Source organism: Streptococcus sp. 29887, from assembly GCF_032595075.1.
Lineage (GTDB): Bacteria > Bacillota > Bacilli > Lactobacillales > Streptococcaceae > Streptococcus > Streptococcus iners.
This window is the reverse complement of record NZ_CP118735.1, coordinates 725,669-741,740: the sequence shown is the minus strand read 5'-3', so window position 1 is coordinate 741,740 and position 16,072 is coordinate 725,669. Positions and strand designations below refer to the sequence as shown.

General features: G+C 42.4%; 14 protein-coding genes. 3 read left to right on the top strand and 11 right to left on the bottom strand.

What is annotated here, in order from left to right:
• Positions 1–70: 70 nt before the first annotated feature.
• Positions 71–1,327, top strand: coding sequence for an ISL3 family transposase (locus PW252_RS03945; RefSeq protein ID WP_248043812.1), 1,257 nt, complete (start codon positions 71–73; stop codon positions 1,325–1,327).
• Positions 1,328–1,365: 38 nt separating this feature from the next.
• Here the strand turns inward: PW252_RS03945 and thrS are convergent, their stop codons facing one another.
• The 6 genes from thrS to ccpA all read right to left on the bottom strand — a co-directional run bounded on the left by thrS (position 1,366) and on the right by ccpA (position 7,919).
• Entirely contained in the window at positions 1,366–3,318 is a 1,953-nt protein-coding gene (thrS, locus tag PW252_RS03940; protein WP_248051557.1) for a threonine--tRNA ligase, read from the bottom strand.
• Positions 3,319–3,473: 155 nt separating this feature from the next.
• Entirely contained in the window at positions 3,474–3,791 is a 318-nt protein-coding gene (locus tag PW252_RS03935) for a nucleoside triphosphate pyrophosphohydrolase family protein (protein ID WP_248051555.1), read from the bottom strand.
• Positions 3,792–4,049: 258 nt separating this feature from the next.
• Entirely contained in the window at positions 4,050–4,397 is a 348-nt protein-coding gene (locus tag PW252_RS03930; RefSeq protein ID WP_248051553.1) for a hypothetical protein, read from the bottom strand.
• Between the two features lie 81 nt (positions 4,398–4,478).
• Positions 4,479–5,792, bottom strand: coding sequence for a glycosyltransferase family 4 protein (locus PW252_RS03925; RefSeq protein WP_248051551.1), 1,314 nt, complete (start codon positions 5,790–5,792; stop codon positions 4,479–4,481).
• Positions 5,793–6,791, bottom strand: a complete 999-nt coding sequence (locus PW252_RS03920) for an LTA glycolipid anchor biosynthesis glycosyltransferase, IagA/BgsA family (RefSeq protein ID WP_248051548.1) — start codon at positions 6,789–6,791, stop codon at positions 5,793–5,795. It abuts the gene before it with no gap.
• 126 nt (positions 6,792–6,917) lie between these two features.
• Positions 6,918–7,919: a catabolite control protein A gene (gene ccpA, locus PW252_RS03915; protein ID WP_248051560.1), complete on the bottom strand. Its 1,002-nt coding sequence runs from the start codon at positions 7,917–7,919 to the stop codon at positions 6,918–6,920.
• 208 nt (positions 7,920–8,127) lie between these two features.
• Here ccpA and PW252_RS03910 point away from each other — a divergent pair, with 208 nt between their 5' ends.
• On the top strand, positions 8,128–9,213 hold the full coding sequence (locus tag PW252_RS03910) for a M24 family metallopeptidase (protein WP_248051546.1): 1,086 nt from the start codon (positions 8,128–8,130) through the stop codon (positions 9,211–9,213).
• Positions 9,214–9,253: 40 nt separating this feature from the next.
• Here the strand turns inward: PW252_RS03910 and tgt are convergent, their stop codons facing one another.
• A complete protein-coding gene (gene tgt / locus PW252_RS03905) occupies positions 9,254–10,396 on the bottom strand; it encodes a tRNA guanosine(34) transglycosylase Tgt (RefSeq protein WP_172028712.1) in 1,143 nt (380 codons plus the stop codon).
• Positions 10,397–10,562: 166 nt separating this feature from the next.
• On the opposite strand from tgt, the gene PW252_RS03900 reads away from it, so the two are divergent.
• The gene (locus PW252_RS03900; protein WP_248051544.1) at positions 10,563–11,411 is read left to right on the top strand and encodes a DUF975 family protein; all 849 of its coding nucleotides are present in this window, start codon (positions 10,563–10,565) and stop codon (positions 11,409–11,411) included.
• Positions 11,412–11,981: 570 nt separating this feature from the next.
• Here PW252_RS03900 and PW252_RS03895 read toward each other — a convergent pair.
• The 4 genes from PW252_RS03895 to PW252_RS03880 all read right to left on the bottom strand — a co-directional run bounded on the left by PW252_RS03895 (position 11,982) and on the right by PW252_RS03880 (position 16,028).
• On the bottom strand, positions 11,982–13,184 hold the full coding sequence (locus PW252_RS03895; protein WP_316716844.1) for an IS110 family RNA-guided transposase: 1,203 nt from the start codon (positions 13,182–13,184) through the stop codon (positions 11,982–11,984).
• Positions 13,185–13,508: 324 nt separating this feature from the next.
• The gene (locus PW252_RS03890) at positions 13,509–14,795 is read right to left on the bottom strand and encodes an FAD-binding oxidoreductase (protein ID WP_248050814.1); all 1,287 of its coding nucleotides are present in this window, start codon (positions 14,793–14,795) and stop codon (positions 13,509–13,511) included.
• A complete protein-coding gene (locus PW252_RS03885) occupies positions 14,788–15,546 on the bottom strand; it encodes an FAD:protein FMN transferase (RefSeq protein WP_248050812.1) in 759 nt (252 codons plus the stop codon). The genes PW252_RS03890 and PW252_RS03885 overlap by 8 nt, the downstream gene beginning before the upstream one ends.
• Positions 15,543–16,028, bottom strand: coding sequence for an FMN-binding protein (locus PW252_RS03880; protein ID WP_248050809.1), 486 nt, complete (start codon positions 16,026–16,028; stop codon positions 15,543–15,545). The genes PW252_RS03885 and PW252_RS03880 overlap by 4 nt, the downstream gene beginning before the upstream one ends.
• Between the last annotated feature and the right edge of the window lie 44 nt (positions 16,029–16,072).

Here is a 16,072-nt window from a genome sequence, read left to right as displayed (position 1 = left end):
TGAGTATAGAAAAAAAGTCCCATATGACCTATAATGAAAAGCGACTAAACAACTCATTAGAAAGACTCATATGGAACAACTAAATCTTATCACAAATTTTCTCGGAATAAAAGACAAAAATATTATTATCACTGATGAATACAATATGGGAACGCACAAAGAACTTCATGGTTACTTGGATTACGAGCCTCCTAAATGTCCTGCCTGCAAGGGACAGATGGACAAATACGACTTCCAGAAAGCTTCTAAAATCCCTTATCTGGAGTGTGCTGGCTACCGAACTCTCATTCGCCTGAAAAAGCGCCGTTTCAAGTGCAAAGACTGCGGAAAAATGGCTGTCGCTGAAACTCCTCTGGTCAAGAAGAACCACCAAATCGCAAACATCGTTCACCAGAAAATCGCTCAACTTCTCATTGAAAAACAGTCTATGACCGATATCGCTAAGCGCCTTGCCGTCTCTACCTCAACCGTCATTCGCAAGCTAAATGAGTTCCAATTTAAATCCGACTGGAATTGGTTGCCTGAGAATATGAGCTGGGATGAGTACGGCTTCAAGAAGGGAAAAATGAGTTTCATCGCTCAGGATTTCGACTCGCTAAAAGTCATCTCTATCCTCGATGGACGCACGCAAGCCACGATTAGAAACCACTTCCTACGCTATTCCAGACAGGCTAGAAACCGCGTTAAAGTTATCACTATGGACATGTTTAGTCCATACTACCAATTGGCTAAACAGCTTTTTCCGCATGCTAAAATCGTCCTTGACCGCTTTCATATCGTACAACACCTCAGCCGTGCTATGAACCGTGTCCGCATTCAAATCATGAATCAATTCGACAGAAAATCGCACGAATACCGAGCCTTGAAACGTTACTGGAAATTGATTCAACAAGATGGCCGTAAACTCAGCGATAAACGATTTTATCGCCCTATGTTTCGCATGCACTTGACTAACAAGGAAATTCTAGAAAAACTCCTATCCTACTCAGATGAACTCCGACAGCACTATGAACTCTATCAATTTCTCTTGTTCCATTTCCAAGAGAAAAACTCAGTTCATTTCTTTGACCTTATTGAACAGGAAATGGCCAATGTTAATCCTATTTTCCAGACGGTATTTAAGACATTTCTAAAGGATAAAGACAAGGTTTTAAACGCCCTGGAATTGCCTTATTCCAACGCCAAACTGGAAGCTACCAACAATCTCATCAAAGTCATTAAGAGAAATGCCTTTGGTTTTAGGAACTTTGAAAATTTTAAAAAACGCATTTTGATTGCTTTGAACATAAAGAAAGAGAGAACGAAGTTCGTCCTCTCTAGGTGTTAGCTTTTCATCTACCCACTACAGTTGACAAAGAGCCATTATTATTCAGCTGCTTCAGCAGGTCTTGACTTACGGGCAATATCTGCTAGGATATGGTCCACAAATTCTGCCACAGACTGGGTCTGTGTTGCCTTGCTTCCGTAGCGACGAACGTTGACAGCATTGTCTTCCATTTCCTTGTCACCGACGATGAGCTGGTATGGAATCTTGCTGGTCTGGCTCTGACGGATCTTGTACTGCATCTTCTCGTTCCGCTCATCTACGTGTACGCGAACGCCACGGTCTTGCAATTCTTTAGCAACCTTCCAAGCGTAATCCAAATGAGCTTCCACAGAGATTGGAATCATGGTCACTTGGGTTGGGGCCAACCAGGTTGGGAAGGCACCTTTGTAGGTTTCAATCAAGATAGCTGTGAAGCGTTCCATAGTTGAAATCACACCACGGTGAATCATGACTGGGCGGTGCTCCTCACCATCAGCACCGATATAAGTCAAACCAAAGCGTTCTGGCAAGAGGAAGTCTAACTGAATAGTTGACAGGGTTTCTTCGTTACCAAGGGCAGTTTTCACCTGGATATCCAATTTCGGACCGTAGAAGGCTGCTTCACCCTCTGCTTCAAAGTAATCCACACCCATTTCATCCATGGCACCTTTCAGCATACGCTGGGCATTTTCCCACATCTCATCGTTATCGTAGTACTTCTCTTTGTCCTCTGGATCACGATAAGACAGGCGGAAACGGTAGTCGTTTAGGTTGAAATCTGCGTACACATCAATAATCAACTGGAGAGCTTTTTTAAACTCTTCTTGGATTTGCTCAGGTGTCACGAAAATATGACCGTCGTTAAGAGTCATCTCACGCACCCGTTGCAAGCCAGTCAATGCACCAGATTTTTCATAGCGGTGCATCATACCAAGCTCAGCGATACGTACTGGCAACTCACGGTATGAACGCACATGGTTTTTGTAAACTTGAATGTGGTGCGGACAGTTCATCGGACGAAGCACGAACTCTTCACCGTCACCCATGTCCATAGTTGGGAACATATCTTCTGAGTAATGCTCCCAGTGACCTGAAGTCTTATAGAGTTCAACAGAAGCCAATGGTGGCGTATAAACGTGCTGGTAACCTGAAGCCAACTCTTTATCTGTAATGTAACGCTCCAAGGTACGACGGATAGTCGCTCCGTTTGGCAACCAGAATGGTAAACCTTGGCCAACTTCTTGGCTGATCATGAAGAGATCCAATTCCTTACCAAGTTTACGGTGGTCACGCTCTTTGGCTTCCTCACGCATTTGAAGGTAAGCCTTGAGGTCTTTCTTATCAAACCAAGCCGTACCATAGACCCGTTGCATCATTGGATTTTCGCTCTTACCACGCCAGTAAGCACCAGCCACGTTGAGCAATTCAAAAATCTGGATACGGCCTGTTGACGGAACGTGTGGGCCACGGCAGAGGTCCACGTATTCGCCTTGGGTATAGATGGTCAAACCGCCTTCATCATCAGAATGTTCTTGAATGAGTTCCAGCTTGTATGGATCATTTTTGAAAATTTCAAGAGCTTCTTCCTTAGTCACCTCACGGCGTTCAGAAGGGAAGTTTTCCTTGACAATTTTAGCCATTTCTTCCTGAATACGTGGCAGGTCTTCATTTGAAATCTGACCAGCAGCATTGTCCGTATCATAGTAGAAACCGTCCTGAATGGCTGGACCAACCCCCAACTTGATGTCTGGGAAAAGGCGACGAGCCGCTTGGGCAAACAAGTGGGCTGCTGAATGACGCAAGATAGGCAAAGCATCCTCATGATCAGGCGTTACGATTTCAAGCGTACCGTCCTCTTCAATAGCACGAGTGGTGTCAATCAATTTACCATTGAACTTACCAGCAAGCGCCTTTTTCGCCAAAGACTTGCTGATACTCTCCGCAATTTCAAAAGTTGTCACACCAGCTTGGTACTCACGAACAGCACCATCTGGGAAAGTAATTTTAATCATAATATAAGATATAAAGGGCGTTAAGCGGACACAGACAAAATAGGAAACAGAACGACGACGCAAGCGTCTAGTTCTCGTTTATCTTTTTGGCCTAGTCCGTAGCCCGTATTCAGTTCAACCAAATACGGATGCCCTAGTCCTTTCTATTTTTTTATTTATTTTTTAATCCCCAATAACTCTTCTTTCTGAGTTAAAAAGGTTTCCATTTCTTTTTGAATATCAATATCCAGGCGGTCGGCCAATTCAATCAACCACCAGATATTTTCAGCCAATTTATGCTCCAAAGTATAGGGCGTTTCGTCATAGTAACGACCCTGCTTGGTCATAATGAGACGGTTCATGTTGCCAATATCATTGGTCAGAGCCAAGAGGTCCTCCTCGACGGACCACTCTTTCTCATGGTGCTTGACTTCCAACTCTCTGTAAGCACGACGCACATCTTGACACCGTCTTAATAAATCATCAGGTAGCATCAGTCCTCCTCCAACAGAAAATACGACGCCCTCGCAAAAGGACGTCGTAACGTGGTTCCACCTTCATTCGCAGTCACACCGAAAAGCCTGACTACCTCAGATTGGCGATAAGGGAACCACCCTTTTATGTTTGCATAAAATCATACCGAGTAGTGTCAATCCTATCCTCTATGTGCTTGCACCCACCGCACACTCTCTCAAAGATTTCCTAGAATTGATAAGTCTCTAAGTGGTATTATACCACCTTTTTCCATTTTTTCAAAGACTTTTATTTTTTATGTGGCATAGCAGAGCGCCTAACAACCATCCGACCACCGCACACAGACTATAGATGACCTGATAGTACCAGATCCACTCTCCAAAATTAAAAATAGTAAGAGGAAAGAGGAGAAAGGCTAGGACAGGAACCCTTACGGAAAAACCATAACCATGACCATCAATCAGGCCTAAGATGAATAAGCCTAGTGGAGTATAAAAAAGAATATTGTTGACAATCAAGGCCTTGGCAAGATAAGTATCTAAAAAAGAAGCAAGACCATAGATACCAACATAAAAGAATAAAATAATCAAAGTATAAAGCAAGCCTATTTTCATCTTTTTATTCATAAGAAACCTCTTTTTGACTAGCAAATGAAGGATGGAACTACCCAAGTAATATCTTTAGAATAAACTATTCCAAGCATCCACTCAGTCAAAGAAATTCCGAATGGATTTGACCTGCTCAACAGATTTTTTCAAAATCTTCACAGTCGTATCCGTTGACTTGACAACAATTTTTTGGGGTAAGTAAATGGTTTCCTTCAAAATTGCTTCTGCTACCGTATCCTGATTGGTGTGTTCCCTACGGAAATCATAGGAAATTTTCAAATCTAAGTAATATTCGTAGACACGACGACCAAAATTTGTTGAAGAAATTTCATATAACTTCTTATTCAAAACATGCGCATTCATTGGCGGTGTTGCAACAATGGCTTCTACTACTGCATCAGCCAATTCCTGCTCACGAATAAAGAGGGTTCCAAACATCTTATCCGTTACCACATTCTTCAAATAGGGATTGACATGGGCTAAAATCGGAGTTCCTGAAGCCAGGCTTTCTAAGAAGGTCAAGCCCTGTGTTTCACTAGTCGAGGCGGAGATAAAGAAATCTGCAGCCTTGTAGTAAAGGGCAGTATCACTTGGCGCAATCATCCCTGTTAACTGAACATGTTCTTCCAAAGCCAGTTCAGCAATCAAGTCCTCCAAAGCAGCTGCATAGGGCCCACCACCAACAATGACCAATTTGACCTTGGGATTTTCCGAAAGAATTTTCGGCATGGCCTTAATAATGGCCTGAATATTTTTTTCATGGGAAATCCGTGACAGACTGAGCAACATAGTTTCATCGGTTTCAATTCCCAGTTGTGACCGCAATTCAGCCGTATCCTCTCCCGAAATCTCTGGTCGTTCAAACTTAGCCAAATCAATGCCAGTAGGAATGACCCGTTTGGAAATCGGAATATCGTAGCCGGTCAACAAATCTTCCACAATTTCGCTAGGACAGATAACCCCATCTAAATCACGCAAATAGGCCCGAACAAAATACTTAATCATGCCTGGACGAATAATCCGCCCCTTAGCAATATAATGCACATAATCTTCATACTGGGTATGGTAGGTATGGACAACTGGAATGCCTAGTTCTCTAGCCACCATCTTACCCAAAATCCCCAAGGCGAACTCTGTATGGGTATGAATAATATCTAGCTTGTACCGGCTAGCAATCTTCAAGGCGTCTGTAAAGCCTGCATAGGCCACTCGCCTATCTTTAAAGGCAAAAAATGGAACACTGGGAATACGAATAATATCCCAATCTTCATAGCGATTGACATCCTCATCTGTTGTTGTAAAAATAAATACCGTATGACCTAGCTTCTCCAACTCTGTTTTTAAGGTACGAATAGAGGTCGCAACCCCTGAAACCTGTGGAAAATAGGTATCCGTAAACAGTCCAATCCTCATCTACATCTCCAATACTTGACGATAGGCCTCTACCAATTGATGACCAACTTGATCAATTGATCGACTAACGGCGACTTGATAGCCCGCTTCTCGTTTATCTACTTGCTTATCTAAAATCTTTTGAATAGAGGCAACGAAATCATCCACCGTTTGCCCCAACTCTGCACTGGTTTCATCAATCCAGCCTTCATAGACAGGAATATCTCGCAGTACGACATGCTGGCGGCTGGCAAGAGCTTCCAGAACTACAATCCCTTCCGTTTCTTCGTGAGAAGGAAAGAAAAAGGCATCCGCTCCGCTCATTGCACCCTGAAAAACTGCCCCCTTAAAATAACCAGGAAACTCAACATTAGCCGGATGGTCACCTTCTACAATCTTGCGAATATAGGACGGAATCATCCATTTATTGATAGAACCCAGCCAAATAAAGCGGACATGAGGCATCTTCTCTGCAACCTTGACAAAGTCCTCAATTCCTTTCCGGCGGAAGTAAAGACCTGCGCAGACAACAACTGGCTGACCTTCCTCAATGCCAAAATGCTCCCTAAACACAGCTTCCTTATGGGGATCTTTCTTATACTTATCCAAATCAATTCCATTTGATACTGCAACAATCGGAGTAGTCACTCCATAAGACTGGATTAGCTTTTTTGAATAGGCGGAGGGAGTAATAATAAAGTCAGCTTTCTGGTACATACTGGTCAAATACTTCCCAACCAAGGGAGCTAGAAAATTGGAGCCAATAAAGGAATTTTGGAAATCTTCCTTGGTCGAATGTCCGTGTAAAATGACCTTTTTCCCACGACGCTTGGCTGCATGAAGCAAGAACCAGGAGCGAGGACCGTAGGTATTGATATGAACCACATCATAGTCCCCCAATAAATCGGTCGTATAGGGAATACCAGCCATATCCAAGGCTTCCATCTGATGATGAAGAGCCCGACCGATACCCGATTTTTCTAAAACTGTTTTTCCTTCAAGATACAATAAAACCTTCATACTCTATATTATATCCCTTTTTGACCATTTTTCCTATCCAAAACCAAGGATTTATAAAAAGACCATCAGCTTAGATGCCTTGGACTTGGCCTCAACATCAAGCATGATGGTCTCTCTTTGTAGCTATTACTTGGTAGACTTACGGATTTTAAGACCGTGGTTAAGAATAACTTCGCGGTTATCCAAGTCTTCCTTGTGCATGATTTTGGTCAACATCCGCATAGCAATGGCACCAATATCATAGAGTGGCTGGTTGATAGAGGTTAGATTTGGACTGGTGAATTTTGTAACCAAAGAATCATCACTAGTCACAATTTCAAATTCCTCTGGTACCTTAATTCCCTTGTCGCTAATACCATTTAACAAACCTGCTGCAATCTCATCTTCAGCAACATAGGCTGCTGTTGCTCCTGCATTTAGAATACGTTCTGCCAGGGCGTAGCCTTCTTCATACTTGTACTTAGACTCGAAAACAAGACCTTCGTTGAAGTCAATACCATTGTCCTTCAATCCTTGCTTGTAGCCTGCTAGACGAACCTTACCATTGATGTCGTCCACAAGCGGACCTGATACAAAGGCAATTTTCTTGTTGTTTTTAGCAAGGAGATGGACAGCATCCGCACTCGCCGCTGCATAGTCAATGTTGACACTTGGCAACTGGTGTTCTAAATCCACTGTACCTGCTAAAACGATCGGTGTCCGAGAACGTGAAAACTCAGCACGAATCTTGTCTGTCAAATGATAGCCCATGAAAATGATACCATCCACCTGTTTAGAGAAGAGGGTATTGACTACGTTAATCTCCTTCTCATCATTTTCATCGCTATTGGCAAGGACAATATTGTACTTATACATATCCGCAATATCATCAATCCCTTTAGCCAAGGTCGCAAAATAAGCATTAGCAATATTTGGAATGACAACCCCCACTGTTGTCGTTTTCTTACTTGCTAATCCCCTAGCTACCGCATTTGGACGATAGTCCAAGCGGTCAATCACTTCCAATACTTTCTTACGAGTATTTTCCTTGACATTTTTATTCCCATTCACAACACGCGATACTGTTGCCATGGATACGCCTGCTTCACGGGCCACGTCATAAATCGTTACCGTATCATCAGTATTCATCATCGACGTTACTTCCTTTCTTTTTCTTTTCTATTTTATGAAAATTACGCTTTCACCCAATTCTAGTGTATCACTTTTTGAAACCACTTTCAAGAGAAAAAGGGGATTTTTTTGATAATACTTGCAATTTTTTTCATTTTTTGAAACAATAGTCTATATAATAAACGAAAATTTCAACACAATTTCCCAAAAATAGAAAGGTGCCCACATGTCAAAACTTAATCATGTAACATCCTACCTTGAAACCAACAAATTGGACCTGGCTATCTTTTCAGATCCAGTCAGTATCTACTACCTGACTGGCTACCACAGTGATCCACACGAACGCCACATGATGCTCTTTGTCATGCCCGACCACGACCCCCTCCTCTTCCTTCCAGCCTTGGATGTGGAGCGTGCAGTAGCGACCGTTGACTTCCCTGTGGCTGGCTATATGGATTCTGAAAATCCGTGGCAGGTTATCAAGAGCAAGCTACCGCAGAAAACATTCTCTGCCATCGGTGCTGAGTTTGACAATTTGAACCTGACCCGTTACCACGGTTTGCAGTCCATTTTCAATCAAGCCTTTACGGACATTACTCCGCTTATCAATACCATGAAATTGATCAAGTCCCGTGATGAGATTGAAAAAATGTTGGTGGCTGGTGAGTTTGCGGACAAGGCTATGCAGGTTGGTTTTGACAATATCTCCCTCGATGTGACGGAAACAGACATCATTGCTCAGATTGAATTTGAGATGAAAAAACAGGGCATTTCCAAGATGAGTTTTGATACCATGGTCTTGACAGGTAACAATGCTGCAAACCCACACGGTATTCCATCGACAAATAAAATCGAAAATAACGCTCTGCTATTGTTCGACCTAGGTGTCGAAACCCTGGGCTATACCTCTGATATGACACGGACAGTAGCTGTCGGCAAGCCAGACCAGTTCAAAAAAGACATCTATAACCTGACCCTTGAGGCCCACATGGCTGCGGTGGAGATGATCAAGCCGGGCGTGACTGCTGGGGAGATTGACTACGCTGCTCGCTCTGTCATTGAAAAAGCAGGTTATGGTGACTACTTCAACCACCGTCTTGGACATGGTTTGGGCATGAGTGTCCACGAGTTCCCATCTATTATGGAAGGAAATGACTTGGTTATCGAAGAAGGCATGTGCTTCTCTGTTGAGCCTGGTATCTACATTCCTGGAAAAGTCGGTGTACGCATTGAAGACTGTGGCTATGTGACTAAAAACGGCTTTGAAGTCTTTACCAAGACGCCGAAAGAACTCTTGTATTTTGATGTATAAAAAGAGAACCTCCCACTATTTTGTAGGAGGTCATTTTTATTTAAAAGTTTCTACCATTCTTGCCATAACCATATTTTTCCATAAAGTCTTGACGGAACTCCAACAGGTTATCATCCATAATGGCCTGACGGACATTTTTCATCAGGTTGATTAGGAAGAAGAGGTTGTGGTAGCTGGTCAAGCGGATACCAAAGGTTTCATCTGCCTTGAGCAAGTGACGAAGGTAGGCACGGGTATAGTTTTTACATGTGTAGCAATCACAATCTGGATCAAGCGGGGTGAAATCTTCAGCAAACTGGGCATTTTTTACCACCAAGCGACCTTGGCTGGTCATACAGGTACCGTTACGAGCGATACGGGTTGGCAACACGCAGTCAAACATATCGACACCACGGATGACCGCATCAATCAAACTGTCTGGTGCTCCAACTCCCATGAGGTAGCGTGGCTTGTTCTCAGGTAACAATGGCGTCGTGAAGTCCAATACCGCATTCATTTCGTCATGGGTTTCACCAACAGCTAGACCGCCGATTGAATAACCTGGGAAATCCATGCTGACCAGATCCTGAGCAGACTGACGACGGAGGTCTTCAAATCCAGCCCCTTGCACGATTCCAAATAATCCCTGGTCATGCGGACGTCGGTGGGCCTTGAGGCCACGTTCTGCCCAACGGCTGGTTCTTTCAATAGATTTTTTTACATAATCATAAGGCTGGTAAAACTGCGGACACTCATCAAAGCTCATCATGATGTCTGAGCCAAGATTGTTTTGAATGGAAATAGCCTTTTCAGGTGACAGGAACATCTTGCTGCCGTTGAGGTGGTTCTTGAAGGTCACCCCTTCTTCTGAGATATTGCGGCTATCGGCCAAAGAATAGACCTGAAACCCACCTGAGTCAGTCAGGATAGGCTGGTCCCAGTTCATAAACTTATGCAAGCCACCTGCCTGAGCAATCAGCTCGTCACCTGGACGGAGCCAGAGGTGATAGGTGTTGGACAGGATAATGCCTGAGCCCATTTCCTTCAATTCTTCAGGCGACATAGTTTTAACCGTTGCCTGTGTCCCTACGGGCATAAACATAGGGGTCGGAAAGGTCCCGTGGGGGGTGATAATCTCCCCTAAACGAGCACCTGTGTGCTTTTCTTTCTTAATCAAGCGGTACTTGATTGGTAGATCTGTCATGCTTACCTCCAACTAGGAAAAACAGTCCTAGGAATTTAATCTTGTATGGTCAATTAGTCAATTTTACAAAAAACAACCAATTTCCACAGCATATTCCAGTCTATCAAAAAAATACTTTCTTGTCACTTAGAATTATGTTACAATGTTGAGTAAGGAGGTTATGTAGATGTTTACAATTTTTGAGATTAGGGAAAAAGCTCGCCAGACCATTCATCATACAGATGGTATCTATCAAGTAGCAGCTATTCCCGTTATTCTATCTGTTATCGTTCAATTATTCTCTGCTTCTCGCAATAGTCTTGTTGGCCTGACACCCGAAGACATTGCTAGTCCGGGCTACCTCTTTTCTACCTCCTTGTTTCCATTTTTCTACGGCTTGCTTTTAGGCTTGCTTCAGCTATCTGTCCTTTGGACCTTATTTCAAGTCACAAAGAATATCAAACAGGCCACCTCATTTAAGGACTGCATCAGCATTTTTTCACATAAGGATTTTGGAAAGGTGTTCAAGACCTATATTTTGAAGAGTTTCCTTCTCTTCCTGTGGGGCTTGATCTTCTATCTTGGGCTTGGTTTAATTATTGGTAGCACCACCGTCACCGCTACAATCATTCTATCAACAGGTTCGACCGACCCAAATCTCCTTCCTCAAGATCTTCTAGCCTTACTGGGGATTTTACTTATTAGCGGTATCTTCCTGACCATCATTGGACTTGCTATCTATATTCCGCAAATTTATGCCTACTCTCAAGTTGAATTTATCCTATTCGAACAGTTGGAGCGGGAGGAATACACTGGAGCCTTTTCCATTATCAAGGCCAGTAGAAAATTGATGAAAGGATACAAATTCAAGCGTTTTGTATTGGATTTGTCCTTTATCGGTTGGTTTGCGCTTATCGTCATCACCTTTGGCCTAGCCGGTCTATATGTCTGGCCTTACCACTATTTAGCCCAATCTTACTTCCACGAAGGAATTTTAGATGATCAGGCCCAAAAAATGAACTACGTTTATGAATAATCTAACGATAACACAACCTATTTTTTATAAAATATGCATTTCTTTTGTAGGGATACAAGTATAAAGTTCCCTAAAGAAATAGTTTATAAACAGGGATAGAAAAGAAGTTGACCACCATCAACTTCTTTTCTATTATTCAAAATATGCATAAAATAGGCTTTTCATGAATTTGTGTCGATAATTAAAAAAAAAAGGGGGTAAAAATATTGGAATTCTATATAGTTTTATGTTATACTATCAACTGAGGAATGGTAAGTGTATATTCTTACATCTTTAGAATTGAAATAGGTTTCTTCCTTTCTATTTTTTACGCCATGTGTAGTAGCTTATTCCAATTCTAACATTCCTCTTTCATAGAATTTCCTAGGTCCAGCCTCTCAGGCAGGGCTTTTTTCTACCATTTGTCAAGCCTATCAAGGTATTTGATGAAAAATATTTTGAGTTCAATAGTCAAAATAAGGAAATTGTTTTCTTTTGGACTAAAGTTTCGTGTAAAAAAGAGTACACGAAATTAACACCTTATGTTGAAAATTTTTGATAAGGTGTTACAATAATATTGCATAAACAATCTTACTGATTTTGAGTTAAAGTGTAATCGTAAAGTTTGTTATGCGTTATGAGGTAATACATTGTCCGAATGAGACGATGTATGGAGGCAATCGTGTGCGGCTTTGTAGAAGTCGTTTGCGATTGTCTTTTTCGTTTCTCATAAAAGTCGGCGATATGGCAAGGATTGGTGTGACTAGCTGAAGCGATATTGTGAATACATTTGAACAGAATCTTTCTAGCGTAGGGATTGCCACGCTTGGTAATGTGTTCCTTAGCTAAAAAGTTACCCGATTCATAGTGTCTCAGGTCAATACCGATAAAGGCATTGATTTGATTGGCAGACTGAAAACGGCGAATATCTCCCAGTTCACCAATAATACTTGTTGCAGTAGTCTCAGCTATTCCAGGAATAGAGAGCAGAATGTCATATTCAGGTAATGGCTGAGCTAGTTCCACCATTTGGTCTAGGACAGCTTGTCTCTGTTCAGAAAGCCGAAGCAATTCTTTTGCATAGTAACGCACCTCTTCTAGTATTGGAGAGGTTTTCTTGACGGCACAGTAAGATTGATTAGCTAGTGCTATCAACTTCTCAGCTAAATACGCCACACGCTTGTCCGAAATCCGTTTTGAGGTGGACTGACGAATGATTTCTGAGAGTTTATCCTTGCTTAACTCAAGAACGAAGTCCTTGCAAGGAAAAGCTATGACCAGGTTCCAGTATTGCTCGCCAGATGGTGTTGATAAGATAGTTTCCAATTCAGGAAAAGTGACTTGTAAGACCTTGTGCAGACGGTTTTTAGCTCGAACAATATCCTCGGTCAGATTCTGATAGAAACGGCTGAGATCCCGCAAGTTTTGGTAGACTTCTTCTTGGACATAAGTGGGTTTACGATTCAGTACAAATTGAGATTGAGCCAGTTTTTCGGCGTCAATTTGATCTGTTTTCCGCACACGCAAGCTATCCAGTTGCTTCTTAGCTTCTAAGGGATTAAGCCGTGTATAAGCGTAGCTATGTTCATCCAGAAAAGCTTGAAGACGACGAGAGTAGACACCTGTTGCTTCAAAGATGATTTCTGGCTTATGGACGGTTTTCAAATCGCCAAGTAGCCGAGCAAAGCCGATGGCGTCATTGGACATGGTATAGCCATGAACTTTCTCACCATTGACTAGAATGGTCACTTCTGAACTTGCCTTACTCACATCAATCCCAAAAACTGCACGCATGATATTACCTCTTTGTCTTGAATGATTCCTTGTTTTAGTGATGTCATTTTCAATACTCGACGTCTGGCGTCCCACATACTTTGATAACATTCTTTCTAAAACAGGTGTCTTGCCAGTTTTTGTTGCGACGTCTAGCGTCAAAAAGCCCTACGACTTAACAAGACACCTCTACTTTATCATAAAGAAAAAGTAGTGAGTACTTTCTCCCGTCGGAGATTTCCTCACTACTAATCTTAGTATGTTTGTGTGCATTAAAAAAGTCAGTTCCCTTGAGAAACCGACTTTACAATATATAAGACTTTCTAATGAGAAGGCAAGATAAACTTACCAACCAAATTCCTCATAGAAAATTTGAGTTTTAGGGACCCCATTTTTTGCCAAGGTCTTGATCCAGTAACGAGCCATAACAGGAGGTCCTGAAACCAAGACTGTCAATTCATCAAAGTCATGAGGCAATGCGGACAAAACTTCTGCTTCTTCAAAGGCACCGATTTTTCGGACTGCCTTGAAATTCTCTCTCTCAGCTTCCCAAGATTTGAATTTTTCTTCGTAAATCAGGGCTGCCTCAGTAGTTGCACCATGAAAGACTGTTGTATCAATTGTTGGGAACTTATCAATTAGCGACAACAAAGGTGTAATACCAATACCACCTGAAATCATGATGATATTTTTTGGCTGCTGATCTTCAACTACCGTTTGGAACATACCGTAGCCACCGTCCACTCGAATACGAGCTGGAGCTGCAACAGTTTGTAAGGTACGGGTAAAGTCCCCATCTCCACGAATAGCCAGTGTAATCTGATCATTTGCATCAGGGGCATTTACAAGGGAGAAGGGATGGGGCTCAGCCAAGCCCTTAAGACCTGGGAAGGAGATAAAGACGAAGTCACCCGCTCTCAATTTAGTAGCCTTGCCTTTAGGTAATTGAATTTGTAATTCGTGAATATTGTCAGCAATTTCACGATTTTCGACTAATTTAGCCGTGTAGCCTTTTGCATTTGGCTTGAATTTGGCCCAGAGATATGACAGGAATACAAAGCCAGAAGCTAAGTAGAAGACTGCCATAAAGCTGGTATTTGCACGGATATAATCAATTAACTGGACATGGACAAAAATCAAAAAGGTTGCCAACAAGTTCAAGCGATGGAGCCATACAGAAACTTCGTGTTTGAAGGTAGTTTCCAGTTTGCGTTTTAGGTTAGCAAGGAAACGAATTCTAGATGTTAACCATCCTGCCATGAAGACCATTGAATAAATGGCTAAGGACAGGAAGATGAGAAAGGCGATATTACCAGTCTGCTCAATCAAGCCATAAGATGGTAAGAGGTTCTTATGCATAAAGGAGAAGTAAATGGCCACCAGGCTGAGAATGCCGTGAATCATATAGGCTGCTGGCAGGCCAATCAACCGATCCAGCCACTTAGGTTTGGTTCCAATGTAAAGCGCTAAGAGCATCCAGACATAAGCCACGATACCCAAGGCGATGCTGACCTTCATTTGACCAAAACCTGCCGGTAGACCACTTACAAAGGTATAGATAAAGGGAAAGGGCAGGATGAATAAAGCCACCATCCAGGCCAATCCTAAAGCATAGTTATTTTTCTTAATCACGCACTAATTCTCCTTTTTGAAAAAATTGTAATTGCTGGGACTTGATATACAAGCCACTAAGTTGGTGGCGGGCGATGGCTTGGACCAATTTGTTTTCTGGCATACTTAATCCAGCTGTGGCCCAGACATCTGCTCTTGTCAGACTGGTATCCATAAAGGTTATTTGTTGGATATCATTTTGAGATGGGATATGCTGTCCTCGCTTGCTGTAGCCAGATGTGGCAATGGCTCCATTCTTGGCTGTAAATACAGCAAGGATTTCCTGTAGATTATCAGGATTTTCAATGCCAATCTTCCAGACGAAACTACTTACTTCCTTGGTAGAGAACTGCATATCTCCTCCTCCATTTAAGCAAACTGCTTCAACATCGGGGTGTTGGAGGTAGGGTAGGAGTTTATTTTGAAAGATTTTTTCAACCACCCAGCCCTTGACCAGACCAGTTGGATCATAGCTCCCTTTATAGTAGGTGTCAAAGGCACCGTCTGTTTCTTGATGAGCCATTTCTGCTAGGGAAAAGACTTCCTGAAATTCCTGGTCTAACAAAACTGACCTATCTCCGTCTTGAAAACGACATACCAAGGAACTTGGACGAAAGGCTGAAAATTTTTCTTCCAAACGTTCTAGCTCAGCCAGTATTTCCAAACTTAGTCTGTCCAACTCCTCTTCTAGTTGGCTTTCCTGTACAGTTGCCAGACTAATGGTAAAGGGCAGGGTCATCGCCTCAACTGTCTTGTTGATGATTTTTATCATGAGGCTTGGTTAATGGCATCTTGCAAGGAGCCTGTAAAACCATTATAGGCTTCAGTTGCTCCTGAAATCTGATTGACTTGAGCTGATTGATTGGAAATAGCTTCTGCAATATAGGTCGGTAGGGCACCGTCATTGATTTCTTGCGATTCAGGGTTATCATTTGGATACTGCAAGATAGTTACGTCGCTGATATTTCCGCCTGAAACAGTTAATTGCACCTGGTAGTCACCGCGGTTGGTTGATGTTACTGCACCTGTATAGGTACCATCTGTCAAGCCTGTGGATTGGCTAGAGCTTGCTTCACTTGTCCCTGCTGCTTGACTGCTTGAGCTGACTTGACTAGAGCTACTTGCAACCTGACTGGAGCTGCTGGTAGTGGTTTCTGTTGCTGTATCCGTCTGGAAAAAGAGCAAGAAAGCGTTATAGGTTGCTGCGGCTAAGGCTAGAAGGGCGATAAGAGCTGCTGTTAATTTTTTCTTCATGATTTCCTCAATTCTATGTAAGAATACTATTTTCAATAAATTTT